The following is a 25,467-nucleotide window of genomic DNA, read 5'->3' on the forward strand; positions in this document are numbered from 1 at the left end:
TAATTGTAATACCACGTGCTTTTTCTTCAGGTGCAGAGTCGATTGCAGCGTAATCTTTCGCTTCGCCACCGAATTTCTTCGCACATACAGTTGCAATTGCAGCTGTTAAAGTTGTTTTACCATGGTCGACGTGACCAATTGTGCCCACGTTTACGTGTGGCTTATTACGTTCAAACTTAGCCTTAGCCATGAGAGCTTCCTTTTTAAGCTACTCATGCAGGAACACTGCATGAGCATTAGATTTTAACTATAAATTAGTTAGGCAATATAGTAATCGAAAGATTACTCGTCGTCACCTTTTTTACCGCCAGATTGGAACTTAGAAATGATGCCTTCAGCCACGTTACGTGGAGTTTCAGCATATTTAGCAAATTCCATAGAATAAGTCGCACGACCTTGAGACATAGAACGCATTTGAGTCGCGTAACCAAACATCTCAGCAAGTGGAACTTCAGCTTTAATTGCTTTAGTACCGCCAGGAAGATCGTCCATACCTTGAACCATACCACGACGACGGTTTAAGTCACCCATGATATCGCCCATGTAGTCTTCTGGAGTTTCTACTTCTACTTTCATGATCGGTTCAAGCAAGATAGGATCTGCTTTCATGAAACCGTCACGGAATGCGTAAGAACCAGCCATTTTGAACGACAATTCGTCAGAGTCGACATCATGGTAAGAACCGTCGAACAATGTCGCTTTGATGCCAACAACTGGGTAACCAGCTAGGACACCATTCTTCATACGTTCTTGGATACCTTTGTCAACCGCACCGAAGAATTCTTTCGGTACTACGCCGCCAACAACTTCTTCAACGAATTCGTATTCTTTCTCAGAATCCGCATCCATAGGCTCAAGACGTACGTATACGTGACCGAATTTACCTTTACCACCAGTTTGACGAACAAATTTACCTTCTTGTTCAACTGATTTTTTGATCGTTTCACGGTAAGCAACCATTGGTTTACCAATGTTCGCTTCAACGTTGAATTCACGTTTCATACGGTCAACGATGATGTCAAGGTGAAGCTCACCCATACCAGAAATGATCGTTTGACCAGATTCTTCGTCAGTACGTACGCGGAATGATGGATCTTCCTTCGCTAAACGGCCAAGAGCGATAGACATTTTCTCTTGGTCAGCTTTAGTTTTAGGTTCAACAGCAAGTGCGATTACTGGCTCTGGGAATTCCATACGCTCAAGAGTGATGACATTTTTCTCATCACAAAGTGTATCACCAGTAGTTACGTCTTTAAGACCTACACACGCAGCGATGTCACCAGCACGGATTTCTTCAACGTCTTGACGTTCGTTAGCGTGCATTTGCACGATACGGCCAATACGTTCACGCTTAGATTTAACTGGGTTATAAACCGAGTCACCTTGCTTAAGAACACCTGAGTAAACACGTACGAAAGTCAAGTTACCTACGAATTTGTCGTTCATGATTTTGAACGCTAACGCAGAGAACGGAGCTTCGTCAGAAGATTCACGTGAGCCTTCAGTTTCGTCTTTGTCGTCAAGGATACCCTTGATCGCTTCCACGTCAGTCGGCGCAGGTAAGAATTCAATAACTGCGTCCAACATACGTTGAACACCTTTGTTTTTGAACGCTGAACCACAAAGCATTGGTTGGATTTCGCAAGCCAAAGTTTGAGCACGGATACCAGCAACGATGTCTTCTTTAGAAAGATCACCTTCTTCTAGGTATTTGTCCATTAACTCTTCAGAAGCTTCAGCAGCTGCTTCTACAAGGTTAGTACGCCATTCTTGAGCTGTTTCAACTAGATCAGCAGGAATGTCGCCGTATTCGAACTTCATACCTTGAGAAGCTTCGTCCCAGATGATTGACTTCATTTCGATTAAGTCAACAACACCTTGGAAGTTATCTTCAGCGCCAACTGGAATCACAACTGGTACAGGGTGCGCACCAAGACGTGTTTTCATTTGTTCAACAACACGGAAGAAGTTTGCACCAGTACGGTCCATCTTGTTCACGAATGCTAAACGAGGCACTTTATATTTGTTAGCTTGACGCCATACAGTTTCTGACTGAGGTTGTACACCACCTACAGCACAGTAAACCATGCACGCACCATCAAGAACACGCATAGAACGTTCAACTTCAACTGTGAAGTCAACGTGTCCCGGGGTGTCAATTACGTTGATGCGGTGTTCTTTAAACTGTTGGCTCATGCCAGACCAGAATGTAGTTGTCGCAGCAGAAGTAATGGTAATACCACGTTCTTGCTCTTGCTCCATCCAGTCCATTGTTGCTGCACCGTCGTGTACTTCACCAATTTTGTGAGATACACCTGTGTAGAACAAAATACGTTCTGAAGTTGTAGTTTTACCAGCGTCAATGTGCGCTGAAATACCAATGTTACGGTACTGAGAAATTGGGGTTTTACGAGCCATGATTTCTAGCATTCCTAAATTTTGTTGTTTAAAACAGGACGCTTTAAGCTGCAGAACAGCTTAAAGCGATTTCATGACAGCGCAATGAAAGCACTGTCAATTTTCTGAGTAGGGCCTGTTTTATCCGCTTAGAAACGGTAGTGAGAGAATGCTTTGTTGGCTTCAGCCATACGGTGCACATCTTCACGTTTTTTAACAGCTGCGCCTTTACCTTCAGATGCATCAAGCAACTCACCAGCAAGACGTAAAGCCATAGTTTTTTCAGAACGCTTAGCAGCAGCGTCTACTAACCAACGCATCGCTAGAGCAGTACGACGGGATGGGCGTACTTCCATAGGAACTTGGTATGTAGCACCACCAACACGGCGTGCTTTTACTTCGACCATAGGACGAACTTTTTCAAGCGTAGCTTCAAAAAATTCAACTGGGTCTACTTTTGATTTTTCTTGAACGCGGTCTAAAGCACCGTAAACGATACTTTCAGCAATAGATTTTTTACCATCTTGCATTACGTGGTTCATGAATTTAGCGATTGTTTGGCTACTGAATTTTGGATCCGGAAGGATTTCACGAGCAGCGACTACGCGACGTCTTGGCATTTTAAACTACCTATAAATATGACACTTCAGGTTTATCCAGCATGAGTGCAAAGTGTCATGCACTATTCGCTGGCCTTACTACACGTCGCTTGAATTTCACAAAATTAAATGCAGAAATCAGACAAGCGAGACGATAAAGGATTGCAGTTCTAACGAACTAAGAAGCTAATCTTTTCAGATTATTTCTTAGGACGTTTAGTACCGTATTTAGAACGTGACTGGTTACGATCTTTAACACCAGCGCAGTCTAAAGAACCACGAACGGTATGGTAACGTACACCTGGTAAGTCTTTAACACGACCACCACGGATAAGAACAACACTGTGCTCTTGTAGGTTATGGCCTTCACCACCGATATAGCTAGAAACTTCGAAACCTGAAGTTAAGCGAACACGGCAAACTTTACGCATTGCTGAGTTAGGTTTTTTAGGTGTAGTAGTGTAAACACGTGTACAAACACCACGACGTTGTGGACAAGCCTTCAACGCAGGAACTTTAGATTTTTCAACTAAAGTCGTACGACCCTTACGGATCAACTGATTTGTTGTTGCCATTTGGCAATTCTCCCGTTAAATAAAAGCCCCAAAAAAATACTGCTTTTTGAGGGCATGCAATTGTAATTCAGGATGTAAAAATGGTCAAGATTCGACTACTCATCAAATCTTGACCAAAAATTTCTTTTGTTGCTTTTTCAGCCAAACAAAAGCACATTAAAAAACTAACAAATTGAAAATAAGCATATTTATTTTTTCAACTGAGCATCCTTCTGTAGCGCAGATGTCTTGCCTAAATTTTCTTTTTCGCCCAACGGAGCATCATCTTGCCATACAGCATCCTGATCATTTGCTAAAGCAGCTTGCTGTGGTGGCACATCATCGCTCGGTGCAACTTCTTTTTCAGCCAGTGCAACTAAATCATTTGTAATCTGCTCATCTTGCGTATTTAAGCCAGATGCTTCGTCTTCTTTATCTTTAAGTGTCTTTTTTAACACTTTGACCTGTGTAATATTTTCATTTCCTTCAATATCAATGGCTTTATTTAGCACAGGTTCGATAAGGTTTTGCTCAATTGCCTTGACCGACTCCATAAGTTTTGGCGCAGCCTGCGCCAACAACTCCATTGATTTTTCATAGGCAAGCAACGGTGATAGCTGTGTGTCTTTATGCTGAATTAAATATTCACGTGCCTGTGAAAAGACTTGCTGTGCTTTTTGATTGACCTCATCCACCAAACGTAGACTATATACGGCACTAATACCTGCACCAGCCAATGGGGTTAAACGTGCAAGTTTATCAAGCAAGGATACTTTAGACAGCTGATTAAGCCATCCCAACTTATACTCCCCCTGTGCATCAACAAAATATTTTTTGAGCGCTTCTACATCATTGCTTGAACCTAGCATTTGCTGTAACTGACTCAAATCATGGGTTTGAATGGTACTCGACAGCGCTTTTAGCGCCAATAAAAGTGTTTGTTTTTCAGCAATGACACCTAAGTCAATTTGTCTAAAAATATGCTGCACAATTTCTTGATCACTTTCTTTGCTCAAATCAAAACCGTATGAGCGTCCGACTTGGTAAATAATCCTTAAAGACATTAACAATGACGCTGGGATATCTATTGTCGAACCCAAGACCCCTGTCGCCCCTGTCAATGCGCCTTGTAAAGATGCCAGCCATTTATTTTGCTCAACCAATGCCTGACTCAAACGCTTGGAACGATCTACATCTTGCGTCAACTCCTCCAAATCACGCACACCAGCTTCATCCAGCACCGCATCCACTGAACTCATGTTATTGCTCAACTGATTCAGTTGATCAAACAAATAATCTGACACTTTGTCGGAAAATTGTGGCGATACAAAATTCGCAACATTATTCACTTTACTGTAATGGCGACCTAAAAACTGGCGCGATACATTCGGCAGATGTTCACGTAATACTTGCTGTGGATTGTCATATACTTTAGATGTAAAAACACTTGCGACTTGATACTTCCCCTCAATCGCAGATTGTGCAGATGAAGCCTGTGTCAGCTTTGCGACTGAATCTGGTGCAACATGATTTAACAAAGAAGTGCCTGTACTACTGAGCTTTTTAGCCACTCCAACCGCATTAGAAAAGAAACCGCTTGATTGCTTATTATTCGAGTTCGCCATTCCCTACCCCATTGCCTATATTCTTACAATTCTCGATAAATACTAGGTGTAGTCAGCATTTAACTCAACCTAAATATGTATCTTTTAGTAAAGCAAAGACGCATTTTGCTCAGAAGATCGGAACTTGAAAATAGGCATAGGATTTGCCATAAGAAAACAAAAATCTTTCTGCTATTATGATTGCAATTGAAATAACTGAGTCCACCAATCATTCACAGGTGATGCATCTGGTATGAAGTGCGCAGGACTCGTACGCAAGCTATAAAGGATCTGCAAATGAAACGTGTTGTAATCACAGGCATGGGCATTAACTCATGTATTGGTAATACCCTAGAGGATGTAACGCATTCTTTACAGAACGGGATTTCTGGAACACGTGCAAATCCAACTTATGCTGAATTAAATTTTAAAAGTCATGTCAGTGCTGCTGCTGAACAAAACTTTGATGGTATTGACCGTCGTTTAAAACGCTTTATGGGCGTTTGTGCAATGTATGCCTACAATGCTGCAGCTGCAGCTGTTGAGCATGCGGGTTTAACAGCAGAACAAATTGGTGGCAACCCTCGCTACGGTATTGCGGGGGGTTCAGGTGGCAACTCAACTGCGTCTGTTGTAGAAATGAATGAACTTTTAGCAACCAAAGGCGCACGTAAAGTTGGTCCATTCTTTGTACCTCGCAATATGTCCAACACCATTACAGCCAATGTAGGTGTAGCGTTTAAAATGCAAGGTATTGCGCACTCAATTACCAGTGCTTGTGCAACCTCTGCAGATGCAATCGGTTATGCATACAACCTGATTCAATTAGGCAAACAAGACCTTATGCTTGCAGGTGGTGGCGAAGAAGATCATTGGTCTCAAAGCCTACTGTTTGATGCAATGGGTGCTTTATGCTCTAAATACAACGAGACTCCTGAAACAGCTTCACGCCCATACTCAGCTGACCGTGATGGTTTTGTGATTGCTGGCGGTGGCGGTTTTGTGGTGCTCGAATCTTTAGAACATGCTCAAGCACGTGGCGCAAACATTTTGGCTGAAGTCGTTGGCTATGCTGCCAACTCTGACGGTGCAGACATGGTTGCACCTTCTGGTGAAGGCGCAACACGCTGTATCCTTATGGCACTAGAAGAAGCGAAACAACACGGTGTAGACCAAATTGACTATGTCAACACACATGGTACATCTACACCTGCTGGTGACGTCACTGAGCTTAAAGCAATGGAACGTGCGTTTGGCGAAGGCCAAGTACCTCCTCTTAGCTCAACCAAATCTATGACAGGTCATAGCCTTGGTGCTGCTGGCGTTCAAGAAGCCATCTACTCTGTGCTTATGATGCAAAATGACTTTATTGCACCAAACATCAACGTGACAGAATTAGATGAAGGCGCGAAAGGATTTGACATCGTACTTGAAAAACGTGACGCAAAATTGAATACTGTGATGAGTAACAGTTTCGGTTTTGGCGGTGTAAACGCTTGTCTCGTTTTCAAAAAATGGGAAGGCTAATTTAAGGTCTGTAGGTTTGGCGCTTCGGCGCTAAACCACACCCCACCGCCCTTTTAAAGGGTACATTATGGATGCTCCTTCAGATGCTTTCCTCTGGGTCAAAGCATTACATATCATCGCCGTTGTTTGCTGGTTTGCAGCACTCTTCTACCTCCCTCGCCTTTTTGTCTATCATGCGATGAGCGATGACACTACCAGCCATCAGCGTTTTATTATCATGGAACGCAAGCTGTACCGTGGCATTATGTGGCCTGCAATGATCGCAACACTAATCACGGCACATTTTCTTGTCGATTGGGGCGATGCAACCCGACATTATCATGAAGCCTTATGGTTCTATCTCAAAGTTGGTTTTGTTGGGCTTTTAGTCATCTACCATTTTGTTTGTGGCTACTACCGTAAAAAGCTCATAGACAATGCACACTATAAATCGCATAAGTTTTGGCGCTTTTTTAATGAGATGCCAACACTGATTCTCTTTGCAGTCGTGATTTTAGTGGTGGTCAAACCTACGTTCTAAATTCACTCATGTGCACCTAATTAAACCTCCACTTGGAGGTTTTTTTTATTTATCCGCAAGTACGCCATACAACTCAACCACCCAACATAGTTATCCATCCTTGCAATATGTGTCGCCCACCATATCCTCAAGACAATTTTTTTATTTTCAAGCTTTAATAGGATAAAACAGCTTAGGAAATTCACCCATTCACTAGACACAAAAAACCGCTGATCATACAGCGGTTTTACAATTTCAAATCTTGAGAGAGACCAACACCTTAAGCAGGAATACGCAGTACCTGACCTGGGAAAATATCATCGGCATTTTTTAACAATGGGCGATTGGCTTCAAAAATTTTATTGTATTGATTTGCATCACCATAAAATTCTTTTGAAATTTTAGACAAGTTATCACCCGATTTAACAGTATAAAATTTACTTTCAGGTTCAGGTGTAGCTACAGTCAATTGATCATCGACTTGCGCAACATGGTCAATATTACCTACCGCTAAAATAATTTTTTCGCGGTCTGCTTGGCTTTGAACTTGCCCTTTTACTGTTGCTAAATCTGATGTGCTGTTATAACTCACAGATAGCCCTGTAACTGGTAAACCTAAACTTTTAACATGCCCCAACAACTTGTTTGCAATCTCTTGTGCAGATGGCTCTGTAGGCGTTGCTGGTGCAGCCTGTGGCTCAGCAGGTGCTGTATTCTTTTTACCAATGCCTTTTACAAAATCAAAAAGACCCATTGTTATTCTCCATAGTTTTTGATGTGTTATTAAAAATTTTTCTACTTCTTGTTTATAGCTAAAAAATAACCAATTTAGGATGCGCTTTGGTGATAGAAACGTAAGTGAATGTAAGTAGCATTCGCTAAACCAGACACATAAAAAAAGCCACCTCAAAGGTGGCTTTTAATTTCAGCAAGCTGAAACACTGAATTAACCAAGTTTTTTAGAAACATAGTCAATTGCAGATTGAACAGTTGTGATTTCGTTAGAATCTTCATCTGGAATAGTGATGTCGAAGTCGTTTTCGAAAGACATAACAAGCTCAACTAGGTCAAGAGAGTCTGCACCCAAGTCATCCATGAAAGATGCTTCGTTTTTAATTTCTTCAACTTTAAGACCAAGTTGCTCAGAAACTGCTTGTTTAACGCGTTGTTCGATATCGCTCACAGGAATTCTCCTCATTGCTTGTGGCGTTTTTAATGCCGTTAGTTTAATTCAATCTAAAAAATTTGGAAAGTTTATACATCAGCCAATTAGCTCATGTATAAACCACCATTTACATGTAAAACAGTGCCAGTAATGTAACTTGCCTTATCCGAAGCCAAGAAACTTACAGCATTCGCAATATCTTGTGGCTCACCCAAACGATTCAAGGCCACTTGATCACTCATTTTCTTACGAATTTCTTCACTTAACTGCTCAGTCATCTCTGTCGCAATAAAGCCAGGCGCCACGCTATTTACTGTAATTTGGCGACTACCCATCTCTTTTGCAAGACTACGACTAAAAGCCTCAATCCCCGCTTTAGCCGCAGAGTAGTTGGCTTGTCCTGGGTTTGCAAAATGTGCAACCACAGAGCTAATGTTAATAATGCGTCCAAAACGTGCCTTGGTCATACCTTTTAGCACACGTTTAGATAAACGGTATACTGCTTTCAAATGAATGTTCAGAATATCATCCCAATCATCTTCAGACATACGAAGCAATAAATTGTCTTTAGTCACCCCTGCGTTATTCACTAAGGCAAGAACAGGACCATAATTTTGTTCAATATCAGAAATCAGTGCATCAATAGCCGCGCCATCACGCACATCTAATACTTTACCCGCGCCATTTTCAGCAAAGGCGATGGATAATTTCTCCGCACCCGCTTCAGAAGTGGCCGTACCCACTACAAAATAACCGTCTTGGATAAGCTGCTGAGCGATGGCTGCACCAATCCCTCGGCTCGCACCAGTCACCAATGCGACTTTGCGTTCTTGTGTCATGCGATTTTCCCTTCAGCCACTAAAATGGCATTTAAAGCATCTTCCATACGACTTTTTGAGTCGAGTGGGAACGCTTTTTCAATATTTGGCAAACGTTTTGCCTGATTAGCAAGTACATTGCCCGGACCACATTCCACGATATATTGAATGCCTTGATCCTGCACGTACTGCATAGTCTTCGTCCATTGCACAGATTGGTACAATTGCTCTGTCAAAGCCTGACGTAAAGCAGCTGTATCTGTTGCGATTTCCGCGTTGACATTTTGTATTACAGGTATGCTAGGTAGCTCAATGGCAGTTTGTTCCAAAGCTTGCGCAAACTGTACTGCTGCAGGTTGCATAAGAGCGCAATGCGATGGTACAGACACAGGAAGTGCAATCGCCTTACCACCCGCTTCTTTTGCCAAAGCCATTACCGCTTCAACTTGTGCTTTATCACCCGCAACAACAACTTGGCCTTTGGCATTGTAGTTGGCTGCCTGTACAGAACCTTCAGCTGATGCTGTCGCTTGCTCACACAGCGCAATCACTTGAGCATCTTCTAAGCCCAAAATTGCCGCCATAGCACCTTTACCTTGTGGCACTGCACTTTGCATCAATTTGCCACGCAGATTCACCAGTTTTACCGCATCCGCTAAGCTCATCGCACCAGATGCAACCAATGCGCTGTATTCACCCAATGAATGGCCAGCAAGGTATTTTGGTGCAACACCACCAAGCTCCAACCAAACACGCCACAAAGCGATGCTTGCTGTAAGCAAAACAGGTTGTGTAAATTCAGTCTGGTCTAAACTTTCACCACTTTGGGCGATTTGCCATAAATCAAAACCTACAGCTTCAGACGCTTCTGCAAATGTTGCTTGCACGCTACTAAACTGTTCTGCAAGTTCTGCGAGCATGCCAGCTTTTTGTGAGCCTTGACCAGGAAACACAAACACGGTTTTAGTTGCTTGAGCCACTTGCTCGAGTTGTTTAGCAGACATAAAAAATCCTTTATTTTTAGACAAGCGGTAATATCAAATGATCAATTTACCAACAAGTCTTCATGTACGCCGATATATGGAGCGAAAATTTACCACTTATTTTTGCTTTTAGTAATTGCCAAATACAACAAAATTCAGCACAAAAAAAAGGGAGCTTTCGCTCCCATTTTTTCTACTAAGCTTGACGCTTAATACATCACCAATTATTCAGCAGATGCTTTAGCGAATAATTGACGACCACGGTAGACACCATCTTTAGATACGTGGTGACGACGGTGAGTTTCACCAGTCGTTTGGTCTACTGTTAATGCATTCTCGGTTAAAGCGTCATGTGAACGGCGCATGTCACGGCGAGAGCGACTTTTACGGTTTTGCTGAACGGCCATGATGGCTCCTTACAAAGATCGAAAAAATGGATCAGAACAAATTCGATTGTCTTATACTTAACAGTATAACACAAAAATTAGTTAAGTTTACCCTTCAAAGCAGCCAAAACATCAAACGGATTATCCCGTTTTTCTTCGACTAGCTCTTCTACGGCAGGTTGATGCTTATGTTCACATGAGTCATGCTTAGGTGACAATGGCATCAACAATAACAATTCATCCTCTATCAGTGAGAGTAAATCCGCTGTAGCAGGCGCATCGTATGTGCCTTTTACAGTTGCTTCACTTTCACCTAAAACGATGAAATCAGCATCCTCATCCAAGCGCTCTATCAGTGACTCATCATCCACAAGAGCTAGATGAAAATCTGAAACGAGGTTTATTACAACGGGCTCCAGACAACGCTGGCATTCCATTGGGACATTCGTTTCAACATGACCATCTAGCCATACAATGCGATGATAGGCATCCATTGATAGCTTACAGTCTATGTTAATCAATTGATCATCAATTGATCCAACAGCTTCACGAGCAATACGAACAAAGCGAGATAAAGGCAGTTGACCTGACCATTTAAAGCCTTGTTCAGCCCATTTAAACGGCTCAATCTGTGCCGGAAAGGTATTTGCTGACATAATTAAGGCGGCAATTCTACAAATTCATCAGAACTCTGTCAAAGATTAAGATACAATTTTGTACTTATTTAGACAGACCAATTGGGTAATTTCAGTCATGCATCTGTTGCAGCCGCAAACAGAAGTGAATATTTCATCACTCGTTAGCACACTTTCAACGCTTGATTCTGACAGCTCACTACAGCAAGTGCAACTCTCACCGTGGGCGAATTTAGTATCAGAATCCCAGCAAGTTGATTGGCTCATCTTACACTTTAATCATTGGTTTTCCCACCTAAATGTCACATTAGTCCGTGGTGATTTTGAACCTGAGTATTTTCCAGCGGATGAACATGGCCCTGCACGCATACAGTTTGCCCATGGCTACTTCAATAGTGCCTTGCATGAAATTAGCCACTGGACCATTGCTGGCGCACAGCGACGCCTACTGCCAGATTTAGGTTATTGGTATGCGCCAGATGGTCGTAGTGCAGAACAACAGGCACTTTTTGAGCAAGTTGAAATTAAACCTCAAGCGATTGAATGGTTATTTGCTCAAGCCTTTGGGCGCAAGTTCCGTGTATCTTTGGATAACTTAACAGGTGACGGTGGCGATGGTTCGCAATTTAAAGACAATGTCTTTAGTCAGTTGCAACGTTATTTTTCAGGCGAAGCCAAACTTCCTCGAGATGCAGCCCATCTTATCAATTGTATTTGCCAGTGTACCCGTCAAGGCAAAGTACTTGCCTTAGATGAATTTAAACGTGAAATGCTTGATTAAATTACACAATTCCATCAACTGTGCATTGCGCATTTGGGCTATGCACAGCCATAATAAACAAAGTGAAAGAATAACAACTTAATCTAAACTTTGGAGGACTCAATATGTTGCATCTACGTGTACATCCAGATAATCCTCAGCCCCGCTTGATTAGCCAAGCCGTCGAACGAATTCGTGCAGGTGAAGTTGTGGTTTACCCAACAGACGCCGCTTATGCCATTGGTTGTCAAATTGGCAATAAGCATGCCATGGAGCGTATTTCTAGAATTCGCCAGCTAGATGCCAAACACCAATATGCCATTATTTGTGCCGATCTGTCTGACATTGCTACGTATGCCAAAGTCGACAATGCGATGTATCGCTTACTCAAAAACAATACACCAGCCATTACTACTTTTATTTTGCCAGCAACCAGCGAAGTCCCTAAGCGCTTAATGCATCCAAAAAAGAAAACCATTGGGCTACGCATTCCAAGCAATCCAATTTGCCAAATGTTACTGCAAGAACTGGGCGAACCCCTACTCACCTCAACCTTAATTTTACCCGGCCAATCTGCACCCATTGATGATCCCTATGACATTGAAATGCAGTTAGGAAAATTAATTGATGTATTGATTGATGGTGGACTCGGAACCTTAAACACCACCAGTATTGTCAATCTTGCTGGTGAATATCCAGAAGTCATTCGTCGTGGTGTGGGTGATGTCAGTGCTTTTGAATAAGCACTGACCACTTGAAACGATAGTGATTGTTATGACTTTGGCATGAGTTGAGCCAAGCTTAACTTTTGCCGACCATGTTCATCAAAATTTGTATCTGCCAGCCATGCTTCATAAGCCTGTTGCACACGTGGCCAGTCAGTATCAATCATTGAAAACCAAGCAGTATCGCGATTACGGCCTTTGACAATTCGATCTTGTCTAAATGTGCCTTCATATTGGAAGCCAAAACGTAAGGCAGCTTTTTTAGAAGGTACATTTAAATCATCACATTTCCATTCCACTCTTCTATAGCCCTGCGCGAAACAATGTTTTAATAACAAATACAAGACTTCTGTAGCAGCGGTGCTTTGTTTCATTTGATGGGAAAAGTACACATTGCCTATTTCAATGACACGGTGAACGGGTCGAATATTGAGTAAACCCACCCAACCCACAACACCTTGGCGCGTTTCAATGCCAAAATGAATCGCCTCAGGTAAGTGAAAGTTTGCATCCAACATATTGATTAACGCTGTCTGCTGGGCAAAACCTGTGTAAGCCATATAAGTCCAAGCCACATCAGATTCACTTTGAACTACTTGCCATATCTGCTGGTGCTGAATTGGGCTAAGCGTATTGGTAGACAACAATTGAAGTTTGACCGTGCGCCCCTGTAAAGAACTAAAATTTGGCTCAATCAGATCTAGTGGTTTCACCAACGCACCTACAATAGCTATACCCTGATTTTGATTTCTATTTTTCATATTATTTTGTAAATCATGATTCATATTATTATCCGTATGGCTTAGTCAGCCCCGTTTTACCCCTCAATCCCAAGATATTACAATCATTTTGTCGTCAAAATGCGCGACCAAATAAATAAACCCTATATATTTTCAGGTTTTTTAGCATTTGGTCTGCTAAGCGATTTCTTTGAGTACAATTTTCAATTACACTAGGGCATTACTTATATGCTTTTTTCTTTCGATGTGAGATCGAAGAAAAATATCCTACATGCCTTTGAAAATTCGCGTGGCCTATAACTGCAATGAATGAAATTGTCCATGAACCTATGGAATCATCTACACACATCCGCGTTTTGGATGAGTGGCAAGAGACCATTCCAGAGGATTTATACATTCCTCCAGCTGCATTTGAAATTCTTTTAGAGCATTTCGAAGGACCACTCGACTTTCTAATCTACCTAATTCAAAAAAACGGCTTTGACTTATTACAAGTTGATATTGCCCCAATTGCAGCCCAATATCTGTCTTATATGGATGCAATGAAGTCACTCAATATTGAGCTGACAGCTGATTACATGGTGATGGCAGCCCTGCTTGCCGACCTAAAATCACGCTTATTATTGCCAAAGCCGAAATCAGTCAATGCAACAGAAGTTGACCCTAAACAAGAATTAATCGATCGCCTCGAAAACTATTTACGCATAAAACAAGCTGCTGAACGCTTGGGCCAAATGCCTGTATTAGAACGTGATACATTTGAAACCAATGTCAGCTTAGGTCAAACCTTACAAAGCAATGATGGCCATCAAGCCAATTTACTGCGCGACGCAATGCTGTGCGTATTTAACCGCCCAGAACCTGTGGTCCATCAAATTACGCAAGAACCTGTATTACTTGAAGAGCGTATTGCTTACATCGAACAAAAATTACTGAGTGGCGAAGTTCTTCCATTTGAAGCCTTATTAAGACCGAGCCAAGGTCGTATGGGCATGGTTGTCACTTTTATGGCGATATTAGAACTGACACGCCAGCAAAAAGTTCACATCATCGCGTCAGGTGTAGAAGCACCGCTTGCAATTCAAGGAGCATGCGCATGAATACAGATCAAAATGTGTTATCAACACCTCAAGATGATTTGCATGAAGTGCTCATGCAATTAGAAGCCATTATTTTTGCCAGCGATACAGCGGTATCGATTGCGCGCTTAAAAGAAGCGTTTCAAGATCGCTTTAGCAAAACAGAATTACGCCAATATTTGCAGCAGCTGTCTATGCTGCAACATGGCAGATCAATTGAACTCGTTGAAACCGCTCAAGGTTTCCGTTTTCAAGTTCGTGCAAAATATCGTAATATCATTGCACAAACTTGGCCTGAGCGACCATCTCGCTTATCGCCATCTTTGCTCGAAACCCTTGCTGTGGTTGCTTACCATCAACCCGTAACACGAGCAGACATTGAGCAAATTCGTGGAGTGACCAATAACAGTCAAATTTTACGTACGTTGTTTGACTGGAACTGGATTAAAGAATCTGGTTTTCGTGAACTCCCAGGAAGACCATCGTTGTTAATAACAACGCCTCAATTTTTAAATGCTTTTGGTTTAACTTCTTTAAGCCAATTGCCTCCCCTGCAGGATGCCAAGGAAGCTTTTATGGCCCTCGATGCAAATGCACCGAAGTCATAAATAGGTGAACTGTTGATGATAATTTCTAAGGTTATGCTGTCATGAGTGAAAAATTGCAAAAGGTGCTTGCACGTGTTGGTTTGGGTTCTCGCCGTTATATGGAAGAAGTCATTGCCGCTGGACGTGTAAGCGTAAATGGGCAAGTTGCCCAAGTGGGTGAACGTATTGAACCAGGTGATGAGCTTCGCATCGATGGTCGTAAAGTACAGTTCCAAATTGAAGACGAAATTCGTCGTCGCGTGTTGATCTACTACAAACCAGAAGGTGAAATTTGCTCACGCAATGACCCTGAAAACCGTCCAACTGTATTTGAACAATTACCACAAATTCAAGGTGATCGTTGGGTGATGGTGGGTCGTCTAGACATCAACTCAACAGGTTTATTGCTATTCACAAATGACGGTGAAATGGCCAACCGCTTAATGCATCCGTCAAATGAAATTGAACGTGAATACGCTGTGCGCGTAATGGGTGAAGTAACTCCAGCACTCATTAAAAACATGACCACTGGCGTGACTTTAGATGATGGTCCTGCGAAGTTTGAATCATTCTCTGAAATTGGCGGTGAAGGTATTAACCGTTGGTTCCAAGTTGTGGTAAAAGAAGGTCGTAACCGTGAAGTACGTCGTATCTTTGAATCACAAGGCCTTAAAGTAAGCCGTCTATTACGTACACGTTATGGTACGGTGATTCTACCACGCGAACTACGCACAGGTCGCTGGATGGAATTAGACAAAAACGACATCGACAACTTAACAAAATTGGTTGAGTTGAAGCCGCGCCAAGGCACTGGCCTATATGGTATGGCAAAACGTCGTAATGAGCGTATGCAAGAAAAACCAATGGCTGCACGTCGTGGTGGTTTCTTACGTCAACAACGTCGTGACAACGAAGAACAACCTCAATCTTATGGTCGTGAACGCCGTGAAGATCAAGGCCAACGTCGTGAAAACCAAAATGGTTCACATTTTGCACGCCGTGATAACCGTGATGGCAATTCATTCCAACGTCGTGAGCCTCGTAATGAGCAAGCATTTGGTCGTCGTGAAGAGCGTGATGAAAATGCACCACGCAAGCCATACGGATTAAACAAAGGCTTTAAAAAGTTCTAATACATTTAAAAGCTTGAAATAAAAAAGACAGATTTTAATCTGTCTTTTTTATTTACTGGACAAAATCTTTGGACTGGCTTTGTTGCCAAAGTGCATACAACTCCATATCACCAGCTGGCTTTAACTGCACAAAACTTAAACCCTTTTGCTGATGCGGATCTAATCGCAACTTTTCCGCAAGTTGTGCTGTAGATAAGCCATAAGGTTCTGCATCTGCATTTGAATAGGCATAAACAATTTTCTCAATACCTGCCATTCGCATCGCCGCCAAGCACATTGGACAAGGCTGGCCACTGGCATAAACCACGCAATCTTTTAACTGCGTAGTTTTTAAATATTGTGCAGCTTGACGTAAAGCATTGAGTTCCGCATGAGAGGTAGGATCACCTGTTGTCAAAATTTGATTTACACCACGACTCACAACTTGGCGATCTTTCACAATCACAGCACCAAAAGGGCGATCACCCTGTTTAACATTTTCTTTTGCAAGTTGAATTGCTTGGTTTAAAAAATCAGCATCACACATTAGACTCTCTGCGTAATTTAAGGAATAAAACAATCACATCATGCTGATTGCACAACAGGAATGTCAATCCACTGGCTATTTGGAAAATGGGTTGCCAAATATGCTTTCAAATATTCAGCAGTATCTTGAGAAATCAGCGCATCTTGCGATTCATCGTTCAAGTTGTAGGCCAAAGCATATAAGTCTAAACCTCGACTTTTAACCGCCTCCAAGCTCAAAATGGTGTGATTAATGCTCCCCAAACGCCCAGACGTAACTAAAATCACGGGCAGTTTTTGCGCAGCGATATAATCAATTGTCAGCAACTTCGTGGTCAATGGCACCATTAACCCGCCTGCGCCTTCCAATAGCACAACATCGTACTTGGCTGCCAACTGCTGCGTCGCATCGGCAATTTTATCAAAATCGATTTCTCGGCCGTCAATTTTGGTGGCCAAATGCGGTGATGCTGGATAAGTAAAAATCTCAGGCATGGTGAGCTTGGTTTCATCTTCAGGAAACCAGCCCATACCCATTATTTTACGGTGTTGCTCAATATCTTCGGATAGATCCGTATTGCCTGTTTGCACCAGCTTTTGCGTAATGGTCTTTTGTCCTTGTGCATTCCATAGCTTTGCCAAGTAGCCCGTGGTGTAGGTTTTACCAATGCCCGTATCAATGCCACTGATAAAATAAACTGAAGCCGTCATGGCATTCTCCGTGCAATACAATAAATCGGGTGATAACTCAGTGAATATTGAATCTGACCCGACTGATCTAAATGTGAAAACTGTTGATAGGCTTGATAAAAATCTGCCAAAGACTGTTTTGTCCAACGAAACTGGGCTGCTGTTGCAGTCACCCCTGTCGCTTTAAGATGCTGAAGCACCTGCTTAGGATGTTGAAAATATAAAGATGTCGTTTGCTCAGAAAGATGCAATATCTCAAAACCCGCTTGTTGTAATTTTTCTCGTAGCGCCGCAATGGATAAATAACTGAGACCTTGACCCGTAAGGGCTTTAATTTCTTTTAAATTTTGACTGCCAAAACTGGAAAAACAAAACAAACCCTGCTCATTTAAGCTGTGTTTGACCTGTTGCAATACGGCGTCTAAATCATGTATCCACTGCAAAGCCGAACTTGAAGCGACCAAATCCAAGCCTTGCGGAAATTCAAGTCGCTCAATATCCCCAATACGCCAATGTAGACTGGTATGATCACGGAAATGCTGCTGTACTTCGGCATATAAATCATTGATAAAAAAATGCTGTATTTCTAAATTTTGCATCAGTAGCTGGCTTAAATTGCCAGACCCGCAGCCGATTTCAAACACCCGATCAATGGGATGATTCAATATTTCAGGTGCATACTGCTGTATCAACAGTAGCAGTTGCTGTGCAATCTGCTTTTGCACCACGGCATGTTGTGCATAGCTTTGCCCCGCTTGGGCAAAACGTAAGGCCACTTGTGCTTTATTGGCTTCAAATTGCGTCATAGAGCTAAACCCATTGTAGCAACTGATCAATTTCAGTCGCTTGAATATGAGCAGTTAACGAAACCCGTAACCGTGCACTTTGCTGTGGCACAGTAGGCGGGCGTACAGGCATGATATAAAAACCTGCACTCTGTAAAGCTTGAGCTTTCGCCACTGTTTTTGCAGAGTCGCCAATAATGACTGGCACAATATGCGAACTAGATGGACAGTCAAAACCTTTGGCCCGCACACCTTGCTGTAAACGCTGGCTGAGCGCCATTAAATCTGTACGTGACTGTTTTAAGGACTGCGTGTGCTGGAAAATAAAATTTGTCCATGCCATGCAAATTGGTGCTTGTGCTGTGCTAAAGATTAACGGTCTCATGGTATTAATCAAGTAGTCACGTATGATGGGATGGCAAATTAAATAACCGCCTACCGAAGCCAAGGCCTTGCCAAAAGTCCCGACCAATAGATCAATCTGTTCGATCACAGCATATTGCTCTGCACAGCCCAGCCCTCGCTCACCACGCACACCTATCGCATGCGCCTCATCAACATATAACATGACTTTACTGAACTGCTGTTTCAGCCGTACTAAAGCGGCTAAATCAGTTTCATCGCCATCCATACTAAAAATCGACTCTGTCACCACGATAATTCGCTCAATCGATTCATCCGCATGATGCTTTTGTAGCAAGGCATTCAAATGCGCCAAATCATTATGGCGGTAGCGCAAAAACTTAGCGCTGGATAAGCGCATGCCATCGATCATGCTGGCGTGTACCAATTTATCGGCCAAAATTAAAGTTTTGGCATCGGCTAAAGCTGGCAAAATACCAATATTCATGTGATAGCCACTGTTAAATAACAATGCAGCCCGTCCTGCAAAAGCCTGACTTAAACTGGCTTCCAATTGCTCGAACTCAGGAAAATTTCCAGTGAGTAAGCGTGAAGAAGATGAGCTCATAGCACGTTGCTTAACAGGCGTTTCATCAAAAAACTGTTCGCGTAATTGTAAATCTGAAGCCAAACCCAAATAATCATTAGATGCCAAATTCAACATTTGGCGTTCATGAATGTGAATAAAGCGACCTTGCTGCACATTGGCGCTAAATTGACGCAAATTTCCGTTTTGTTTGAGTACATCTAGTTGCAGTGCAAAGTGATCTAATAAATCTGTATTCACGCGTTCTGCTCCACATGCTGTGGCATACCCACCACAACAGCCACCACTTGCCGCAATAAGGTCTGTAGCTCAAGCTTAGAAATAACATAGGGTGGCATCACATAGACCAACTTCCCAAATGGGCGCACCCAAATGCCACGTTGCACAAATTCCTGCTGCAAGCTTTTCATGTCTACATTCTGGGTCAATTCAACCACGCCAATTGCACCCAATACACGCACATCACGTACATGTGCGCACTGACTTAAGGGCTGTAAATAAATGCTTAACTGCGCAGCAATCGTTTGAATCTTAGTTGACCAATCTTGTGACAGTAGTAATTCAGTACTTTTAAGCGCTACAACACAAGCCAAGGGATTGGCCATAAATGTTGGGCCATGCATAAAGACACCAGCCTCACCCCGACTTATGGTTTCTGCGACAACATTTGTGGTCAGTGTTGCTGATAGCGTCATATAGCCCCCTGTTAAGCCTTTGCCAATGCACATAATGTCGGGTTCGACATTTGCCCACTCCCATGCAAACAGCTTGCCAGTTCGGCCAAAACCTGTGGCAATTTCATCAAAAATCAGCAGCACTTGATATTTTTCACAGAGCAATTTCGCTTGGCGCAAATATTCAGGATGATAAAAGCGCATACCGCCCGCACCTTGCACAATCGGCTCTAAAATCAGGCCTGCAATCTGTGCATGTTGCGTTGCTAAAGTTTGTTCTAATTCTTCAATATCCGACTGATCCCAAGCATCATAAAAGCCCACTTGTGGCGCTGGAACGAATAGACGATTGGGCAAACTAGAACCAAAGATTTGGTGCATGCCCGTTACTGGATCGCAGACCGACATCGCATTCCATGTGTCACCGTGATAGCCAGAACGTGGCGTCACAAAGTTGGTCTTTTGGGTTTGACCGAGCGACGACCAATATTGCACCGCCATTTTTAATGCGACTTCTACGGCAACTGAACCTGAATCTGCATAAAAGATTTTATCTAAACTGGGTGGGGTAATATTAAGGAGCAATCTGCCTAACTGAATGGCCGGATCATGCGTGAAACCACCAAACATAATGTGCGACATATTCTGTAGCTGGTCGGTCACTGCCTGATTCAGCTCAGGATGGTTGTAGCCATGTATCGCACACCACCAAGAAGACATGCCATCAATCAATTGACGTCCATCTTCAAGTTCTATGGTGGCACCAAAGGCTCGCTTCACTTTAAAAGTAGGCAGCGGTTGTGTCATGGAGGTATAAGGATGCCAAATGTGTTGCTGATCAAATTCTAAATCGGTTAATTCGGTCATCCATTACTCCATGCCTAAGGCTACATTGCATTTTTTTGCATGTTAAACCTGCATGAAGCAAAAATAAATTGCGAGATAGACCAGTTATCCGTTTGTTTGTGTAATTTTTTCTAAATATTGGCAGATTTTGCAACTTATGCTTTCAAATTCAAATAATGGAAAGCCATGAGAGCCACTCACCAGCTCAGTCTGAAAAAATTCTCCAGCGAAATCACGCAAATTACGCTCAACTTTGTAACCAACTAAAAAATCTTGTTTTGCAAATAGATGAAGCTGATAGCCTGTATAATTCTTCAAGATACTGACATTATTTAAGAATTCTAAGCACCCTAGCCCATCTCGCAAAGTCTCTAAATTCTGTGGCTGAATTAAACTTTGTAAGGTTAAAAAATCCTGCTTGGTATTGGACACACCCTGACAGACCATAAAGCCAAATTTTTTTAAAGTGGCAATCGCATCCTGCGCAAAGGATTGTTTAAAGCTAAGGAACGCTGATTGATCCATTGCAGTTGACCACGCCTCATTGGCCACGAAACAAGGATTAGAACCGAGTGTGATCAGTACTTTTTGCGCTGCATAGCGTTTTGCTATTTGATCCACCAAAAGTGTTGCCAATTGCCCGCCCAAAGACCAACCGCAAATCACATCAAATGCACGGGCTTTTTCGGTATAGTGCTGTAAAACTTGCTCATCCAAAGCATTAAAAATATTAATTAGCTCGACATGATGACCCTGCTGTATCAAAGCTTTCTGTAAAGGCTGCAGCAATTTGGTGCCGCCACCCCAGCCTGTGATGAGCAAAATATGTTGATTCAAAGCAAACTCGAAAATATCAATTCAATAAAGCGAGTATAAACTTAAAATGATGATTCATTATTTTCCAAATCGACCAACAATGTAGCTTTATAGCCTTTCGCCCAGTGGGTTTTAAACTGCTTATGCATGGCATCAATGGGAAAACTGCTTTCTCGCCCAATTTGCTGTGCCTTAGCAATATCTTCTGCACGCATATAAGCAATCAAATAATCTTTACCCTCTAAGGCTACGTGAAACCATGATTCAACAAAAACGCCTTCAGCCTGAAGTGTTTCAATTGCCTCCGCTTTACGTGCTGTTAATTCTGTTTTCCATGCATCTACCTTCGCCATGGTATCTGGCTTTAATTCGATAAGTACGGCGCCCACATCCATCATACAATCACTTTTATTTTTAAATAATTCGTACTACTCAGTGTATGCAACTCTTATGCGATTGCAAATGATCGCAACGCAGTTCATCTAAAATTTGTTAAGATCAAAATACATCCATATTAGGGACGCTGTATATGCATATTTTCCAGCCCGTTTTTCTGAGCTTAGTCGCCGTATGCACGACCGTAGTAAATATAAGTACGCATGCTGAAAATCCACTCTTGGGCGCAGCAGAACAGAAGCAATGGGTGGGAAAACCCGCGCCAGCGTTTAAACTTCAAGATCAAAACGGCAAATGGCATGAACTTAGCCAATACAAGGGCAAATGGCTGGTGCTGTATTTTTACCCTAAGGATGATTCGCCTGGCTGTACTCAAGAAGCCAACCAATTCAAAACCTTATATCCACAATTTTTAAAAAATAATGCCGTGGTGTTAGGTGTGAGTCTTGATGATGTCGCATCGCATCAAAAGTTTTCTGAAAAACTCGGACTTAACTTTCCTATTTTGGCAGACAGCAACCATCAGCTGGCCAATCAATTTGGCATTGTCCGTAATCTTGGGATTATCAAAATCGCAAAAAGGGAAACGTTTTTGGTCGACCCTAATGGCATGATTGTTTATCACTACAGCAGTGTAAATACCCAAACCCATGCCAAACAAGTCTTGGCAGATATTCAAAAATTTTCTAAAAAATAAGAATTAGCCGCGTCCCTGCAAAACAGCAGAACACAAAAAAGCCTTTAGATTTTCATCCAAAGGCTTTTTATTTCATCTTATCCCAACAGTTCCCTCATGGAGAATGCTGGAATGAAGCAATCTTACATTTGTGATTGAATATAGTTTTGTAGGCCAATCAACTCAATTAAACGTAATTGTTTTTCCAGCCAATAGGTATGATCTTCTTCTGTATCAGACATTTGCTGGCGAAGCATATCACGGGTAATGTAATCGCCCTTTTCTTCACAAAGCTTCACGCCTTTTGCGAGTTTGTCACGTACTGCATATTCAAGTGCTAAATCAGCTTTTAAGCAAGAAATGACATCAGTACCGATCTCTAAATCATCTTGCTTCATGTTTGGCGTGCCTTCAAGGAACAAAACACGGCGGATGATCGCATCAGCATGCTGTGCTTCTTCCTGCATTTCATGATCAATGCGTTCAAAAATTTTGCTCAAACCCCAGTCTTCATACATACGGGAATGAATCAGGTATTGATCACGAGCAGCCAGTTCGCCGCCGATCAGCATATTTAAGTAGTCTACGACTTCTGGATTGCCACGCATATTAAAACTCCATACCCTTTTCAAATATTATGGACAACTTTATCTATCTTTGCAAAATCTAAAATGTGTAAGTTTATGATTTATATATATTTTAAATGATAAGCATACGCATTTGCAGTTCAATTCCGCTTAATTTTCACATAAAAAATAAGAACTTGTACAAATTTTAACTGCCTGTACAAGCTGATTGTTCAAAAAATAAGTGCCGATTAATTTTGTAACTATTCACAATGCTTCTTATTTAGCGAAAATATCAGCTGATTAATTCAAACCACCATACTTAAGCTGCTGTGCTTGTATACAGAGAAACACGGTAATGAATCTTCATGTATCGCAATCAAAGACAAGATGAAAATTTCCAGCACAGACAGGCTTAAGCTGAAGTCCAGCGCGCATTCTTCCACGCTTGCTGCTGTTTTGAATCTAAAAAAGTCCAAGCAACAAAACGGCTTTCTTTTTGTCCTTGCGTCATTTTTATGGTTTTCACATCCACTGCACCGCTTTTCGCTAAAGCTTTTAAGAGCACAGGCAATGTTGTTTTCTTGGAAACCAGCGTACTAAACCAAAGGCATTGCTCTGCAAACTGTATGCTCTCTTGCACCATTTGGCAGACAAATCGTTCTTCGCCGCCATCACACCAGAGTTCATTTTTTTGACCGCCAAAGTTTAGCACCACCTTGCTCCGATCAACGGGCTTGCCAAGTTTTCTTAATTTTTGCGTTGCGGTCGCGTTGGCTTCATCTTGTGAGGCATGAAATGGCGGATTACACATGGTCAAATCAAATCGATCTGAAGGTTTAATCACACCATTGAAAATATTGCTCGCTTTTTTCTGCAATCGAATCTGAATGCCTTTACGCAGATTCGGATTTGCCTCCACAATAAATTGAGCACTTTTAACCGATGCAGCATGTATGTCTGAGCCGACAAATTTCCAGCCATAGCTGCGATGACCAATGATCGGATAAATACAGTTCGCGCCAACGCCAATATCTAAGACTTGAACGGCGTGTCCTGTTGGAATCTGCCCCTTGTTGTTGGCACTCAACAAGTCAGCCAAATAGTGAATATAATCCGCTCGCCCCGGAATAGGCGGGCAAAGAAAATCTTTAGGAATATCCCAATATTGAATGCCATAAAAATGCTTGAGCAATGCTTTATTGAGCATTTTCACAGCGTTTGGATCAGAAAAATCTACCGATAAATCGTTATATTTATTTGGGCGGACAAAAGGTACAAGTTCCGGACAGCTCTTGATTAACTGAGGAAAATCGTAACGACTGCGATGCAGATTTCGTGCATGTAATTCCGATTTTTGCTGCGGAAAAGATTTCTTTGCTTGCGCCATGTGTATGCCAATATTCAACGGGAGAACAGAATCAACTGATAAGGCAGGGTCTATACCTGCAAATGAATCGATATTGTACGTGAATTTAACGCTCAATGACGCCCCAAACCTCTTATTTGTTTATCTGCAAATCAATAACCACGTAAACATCTATTCTTCTTTAATCTGGACATTTTTGGTTGCTATAGCATTAAATTCCATTAAACAAAACCGTGGAACATTGATTAAATAGTGATCATGGAATACGAAGAATCAACAAAAAAGCCCAATCAGTGATGATAGGGCTTTTTACACCAACATAAGGCAATGATTTATATTAAATAAAAATAGTATTTAGTATAACTTGCATTATGTTAATTTTAGAATAAATTAAGAATTATCCAATTGAAATTAAAAAAATATATATTTATAATTAAATGAACATCCAAGTTAAGAACTAAAATGATAAGAGACGATTTAAAAAAATATCCTAAAGCAATATGGGTACATTTTTATAAAAACCGTATAAGTTTGATGGCAGAGAATGGCATAGTCAAAGCAACTGAAATTCCTAAATCACCTTATGATCACCCAAGAATGATTTTGGCAGATTTTGAAAACGCTACAACAACATTAAAAGCTTTAATGAGACACCATTCTAACGGTTTATCTTTTTTCAAGTTTACAGCTCCTATTACGATTGTCCAAATAATGGAGCCGATACAAGGTAGTTTAACTAAGATTGAAATACGAGCTTTTAAGGAGTTATTTTTTAATACTGGTGCAAGAGAAGTAAAGCTATATGACCTTGATGGAAATTCTATTGAAGAATAATTTTAAAGCCCCATTTAACATAATGGCTGTTATACGAAACGCATTTGTTAGAACCCATTTAAAGTGTCTATATTCTCACCAATAAAAATGTCTAGTTTATGATGGTTTTTATCACCATGGACTGGATATAAATATAGATGCTGATCACTATGTCTGACAAAGAAATTCAAC

At 41.7% G+C, this 25,467-nt stretch carries 29 protein-coding genes and 1 pseudogene; 9 read left to right on the forward strand and 21 right to left on the reverse strand.

What is annotated here, in order from left to right; all coding sequences use genetic code 11:
• The 5 genes from DYI81_RS15970 to DYI81_RS15990 all read right to left on the reverse strand — a co-directional run.
• Window positions 1-190 (reverse strand): GTP-binding protein (locus DYI81_RS15970; protein ID WP_240627330.1); only part of this gene is annotated, 190 nt, incomplete at its 3' end.
• A gap of 92 nt (window positions 191-282) precedes the next feature.
• The gene (gene fusA, locus DYI81_RS15975) at window positions 283-2,418 is read right to left on the reverse strand and encodes an elongation factor G (RefSeq protein WP_106986486.1); all 2,136 of its coding nucleotides are present in this window, start codon (window positions 2,416-2,418) and stop codon (window positions 283-285) included.
• Between the two features lie 128 nt (window positions 2,419-2,546).
• A complete protein-coding gene (gene rpsG / locus DYI81_RS15980) occupies window positions 2,547-3,017 on the reverse strand; it encodes a 30S ribosomal protein S7 (protein WP_064096978.1) in 471 nt (156 codons plus the stop codon).
• A 179-nt stretch (window positions 3,018-3,196) separates the two neighbouring features.
• Window positions 3,197-3,571 carry a 30S ribosomal protein S12 gene (gene rpsL / locus DYI81_RS15985; RefSeq protein ID WP_002050319.1) on the reverse strand — a complete coding sequence of 125 codons (375 nt, stop codon included), beginning with the start codon at window positions 3,569-3,571 and terminating at the stop codon, window positions 3,197-3,199.
• A gap of 188 nt (window positions 3,572-3,759) precedes the next feature.
• On the reverse strand, window positions 3,760-5,175 hold the full coding sequence (locus tag DYI81_RS15990) for an EcsC family protein (protein WP_117008086.1): 1,416 nt from the start codon (window positions 5,173-5,175) through the stop codon (window positions 3,760-3,762).
• A 276-nt stretch (window positions 5,176-5,451) separates the two neighbouring features.
• On the opposite strand from DYI81_RS15990, the gene DYI81_RS15995 reads away from it, so the two are divergent.
• Both DYI81_RS15995 and hemJ read left to right on the forward strand, forming a co-directional pair.
• The gene (locus DYI81_RS15995; protein WP_117008087.1) at window positions 5,452-6,681 is read left to right on the forward strand and encodes a beta-ketoacyl synthase N-terminal-like domain-containing protein; all 1,230 of its coding nucleotides are present in this window, start codon (window positions 5,452-5,454) and stop codon (window positions 6,679-6,681) included.
• 67 nt (window positions 6,682-6,748) lie between these two features.
• A complete protein-coding gene (gene hemJ / locus DYI81_RS16000) occupies window positions 6,749-7,201 on the forward strand; it encodes a protoporphyrinogen oxidase HemJ (protein WP_106986489.1) in 453 nt (150 codons plus the stop codon).
• A gap of 259 nt (window positions 7,202-7,460) precedes the next feature.
• Here the strand turns inward: hemJ and lysM are convergent, their stop codons facing one another.
• The 6 genes from lysM to DYI81_RS16030 all read right to left on the reverse strand — a co-directional run bounded on the left by lysM (window position 7,461) and on the right by DYI81_RS16030 (window position 11,188).
• Complete coding sequence (gene lysM / locus DYI81_RS16005) at window positions 7,461-7,934, reverse strand: peptidoglycan-binding protein LysM (RefSeq protein WP_117008088.1); 474 nt, start codon at window positions 7,932-7,934, stop codon at window positions 7,461-7,463.
• Between the two features lie 192 nt (window positions 7,935-8,126).
• A complete protein-coding gene (gene acpP, locus DYI81_RS16010) occupies window positions 8,127-8,363 on the reverse strand; it encodes an acyl carrier protein (RefSeq protein WP_106986491.1) in 237 nt (78 codons plus the stop codon).
• Between the two features lie 86 nt (window positions 8,364-8,449).
• Window positions 8,450-9,184: a 3-oxoacyl-ACP reductase FabG gene (fabG, locus tag DYI81_RS16015; RefSeq protein ID WP_106986492.1), complete on the reverse strand. Its 735-nt coding sequence runs from the start codon at window positions 9,182-9,184 to the stop codon at window positions 8,450-8,452.
• Window positions 9,181-10,167: an ACP S-malonyltransferase gene (gene fabD / locus DYI81_RS16020; protein WP_117008089.1), complete on the reverse strand. Its 987-nt coding sequence runs from the start codon at window positions 10,165-10,167 to the stop codon at window positions 9,181-9,183. The genes fabG and fabD overlap by 4 nt, the downstream gene beginning before the upstream one ends.
• A 203-nt stretch (window positions 10,168-10,370) precedes the next feature.
• Complete coding sequence (gene rpmF / locus DYI81_RS16025; protein WP_106986494.1) at window positions 10,371-10,553, reverse strand: 50S ribosomal protein L32; 183 nt, start codon at window positions 10,551-10,553, stop codon at window positions 10,371-10,373.
• Between the two features lie 77 nt (window positions 10,554-10,630).
• A complete protein-coding gene (locus DYI81_RS16030; protein WP_106986495.1) occupies window positions 10,631-11,188 on the reverse strand; it encodes a YceD family protein in 558 nt (185 codons plus the stop codon).
• 97 nt (window positions 11,189-11,285) lie between these two features.
• Here DYI81_RS16030 and DYI81_RS16035 point away from each other — a divergent pair, with 97 nt between their 5' ends.
• Together DYI81_RS16035 and DYI81_RS16040 are read left to right on the forward strand one after the other, a co-directional pair.
• On the forward strand, window positions 11,286-11,948 hold the full coding sequence (locus tag DYI81_RS16035) for an elongation factor P hydroxylase (protein ID WP_117008090.1): 663 nt from the start codon (window positions 11,286-11,288) through the stop codon (window positions 11,946-11,948).
• Window positions 11,949-12,052: 104 nt separating this feature from the next.
• A complete protein-coding gene (locus tag DYI81_RS16040) occupies window positions 12,053-12,670 on the forward strand; it encodes an L-threonylcarbamoyladenylate synthase (RefSeq protein ID WP_117008091.1) in 618 nt (205 codons plus the stop codon).
• A 29-nt stretch (window positions 12,671-12,699) separates the two neighbouring features.
• Here the strand turns inward: DYI81_RS16040 and DYI81_RS16045 are convergent, their stop codons facing one another.
• Entirely contained in the window at window positions 12,700-13,437 is a 738-nt protein-coding gene (locus DYI81_RS16045) for a GNAT family protein (RefSeq protein WP_240627442.1), read from the reverse strand.
• Window positions 13,438-13,697: 260 nt separating this feature from the next.
• Here DYI81_RS16045 and DYI81_RS16050 point away from each other — a divergent pair, with 260 nt between their 5' ends.
• The 3 genes and pseudogenes from DYI81_RS16050 to rluB form a co-directional block, all read left to right on the forward strand.
• Window positions 13,698-14,492, forward strand: a complete 795-nt coding sequence (locus tag DYI81_RS16050; RefSeq protein WP_117008092.1) for a segregation/condensation protein A — start codon at window positions 13,698-13,700, stop codon at window positions 14,490-14,492.
• On the forward strand, window positions 14,489-15,079 hold the full coding sequence (scpB, locus tag DYI81_RS16055; protein WP_106986499.1) for an SMC-Scp complex subunit ScpB: 591 nt from the start codon (window positions 14,489-14,491) through the stop codon (window positions 15,077-15,079). Before DYI81_RS16050 ends, scpB begins: the two co-directional genes overlap by 4 nt.
• Before the next feature lie 41 nt (window positions 15,080-15,120).
• Window positions 15,121-16,026 (forward strand): annotated as a pseudogene (gene rluB, locus DYI81_RS16060) (23S rRNA pseudouridine(2605) synthase RluB); the annotation flags it as partial.
• A 217-nt stretch (window positions 16,027-16,243) separates the two neighbouring features.
• Here the strand turns inward: rluB and DYI81_RS16065 are convergent.
• The 7 genes from DYI81_RS16065 to DYI81_RS16095 all read right to left on the reverse strand — a co-directional run bounded on the left by DYI81_RS16065 (window position 16,244) and on the right by DYI81_RS16095 (window position 21,850).
• A complete protein-coding gene (locus DYI81_RS16065; protein WP_117008093.1) occupies window positions 16,244-16,717 on the reverse strand; it encodes a nucleoside deaminase in 474 nt (157 codons plus the stop codon).
• 38 nt (window positions 16,718-16,755) lie between these two features.
• Entirely contained in the window at window positions 16,756-17,406 is a 651-nt protein-coding gene (bioD, locus tag DYI81_RS16070; RefSeq protein ID WP_117008094.1) for a dethiobiotin synthase, read from the reverse strand.
• Complete coding sequence (bioC, locus tag DYI81_RS16075; protein ID WP_117008095.1) at window positions 17,403-18,191, reverse strand: malonyl-ACP O-methyltransferase BioC; 789 nt, start codon at window positions 18,189-18,191, stop codon at window positions 17,403-17,405. Before bioC ends, bioD begins: the two co-directional genes overlap by 4 nt.
• A 4-nt stretch (window positions 18,192-18,195) precedes the next feature.
• Window positions 18,196-19,359 carry an 8-amino-7-oxononanoate synthase gene (locus tag DYI81_RS16080; RefSeq protein WP_117008096.1) on the reverse strand — a complete coding sequence of 388 codons (1,164 nt, stop codon included), beginning with the start codon at window positions 19,357-19,359 and terminating at the stop codon, window positions 18,196-18,198.
• Entirely contained in the window at window positions 19,356-20,660 is a 1,305-nt protein-coding gene (bioA, locus tag DYI81_RS16085) for an adenosylmethionine--8-amino-7-oxononanoate transaminase (protein ID WP_117008097.1), read from the reverse strand. The genes DYI81_RS16080 and bioA overlap by 4 nt, the downstream gene beginning before the upstream one ends.
• 84 nt (window positions 20,661-20,744) lie before the next feature.
• Window positions 20,745-21,476: a hydrolase gene (locus tag DYI81_RS16090; RefSeq protein WP_117008098.1), complete on the reverse strand. Its 732-nt coding sequence runs from the start codon at window positions 21,474-21,476 to the stop codon at window positions 20,745-20,747.
• A 41-nt stretch (window positions 21,477-21,517) separates the two neighbouring features.
• The gene (locus DYI81_RS16095; RefSeq protein WP_171356377.1) at window positions 21,518-21,850 is read right to left on the reverse strand and encodes a DUF6176 family protein; all 333 of its coding nucleotides are present in this window, start codon (window positions 21,848-21,850) and stop codon (window positions 21,518-21,520) included.
• Window positions 21,851-21,984: 134 nt separating this feature from the next.
• Here DYI81_RS16095 and DYI81_RS16100 point away from each other — a divergent pair, with 134 nt between their 5' ends.
• Entirely contained in the window at window positions 21,985-22,548 is a 564-nt protein-coding gene (locus DYI81_RS16100) for a peroxiredoxin (protein ID WP_106986508.1), read from the forward strand.
• 122 nt (window positions 22,549-22,670) lie between these two features.
• Here the strand turns inward: DYI81_RS16100 and bfr are convergent, their stop codons facing one another.
• Window positions 22,671-23,135, reverse strand: coding sequence for a bacterioferritin (gene bfr, locus DYI81_RS16105; protein ID WP_106986509.1), 465 nt, complete (start codon window positions 23,133-23,135; stop codon window positions 22,671-22,673).
• A 373-nt stretch (window positions 23,136-23,508) separates the two neighbouring features.
• Window positions 23,509-24,483 (reverse strand): 23S rRNA (adenine(1618)-N(6))-methyltransferase RlmF, encoded by a 975-nt coding sequence (gene rlmF, locus DYI81_RS16110; RefSeq protein WP_117008100.1) that lies wholly within the window; start codon window positions 24,481-24,483, stop codon window positions 23,509-23,511.
• Window positions 24,484-24,924: 441 nt separating this feature from the next.
• On the opposite strand from rlmF, the gene DYI81_RS16115 reads away from it, so the two are divergent.
• Window positions 24,925-25,296, forward strand: a complete 372-nt coding sequence (locus tag DYI81_RS16115) for a rod shape-determining protein (RefSeq protein ID WP_106986512.1) — start codon at window positions 24,925-24,927, stop codon at window positions 25,294-25,296.
• Window positions 25,297-25,467 lie beyond the last annotated feature (171 nt).

Origin of the sequence: Acinetobacter sp. SWAC5 (assembly GCF_003419885.1) — a bacterium.
GTDB lineage: Bacteria > Pseudomonadota > Gammaproteobacteria > Pseudomonadales > Moraxellaceae > Acinetobacter > Acinetobacter cumulans.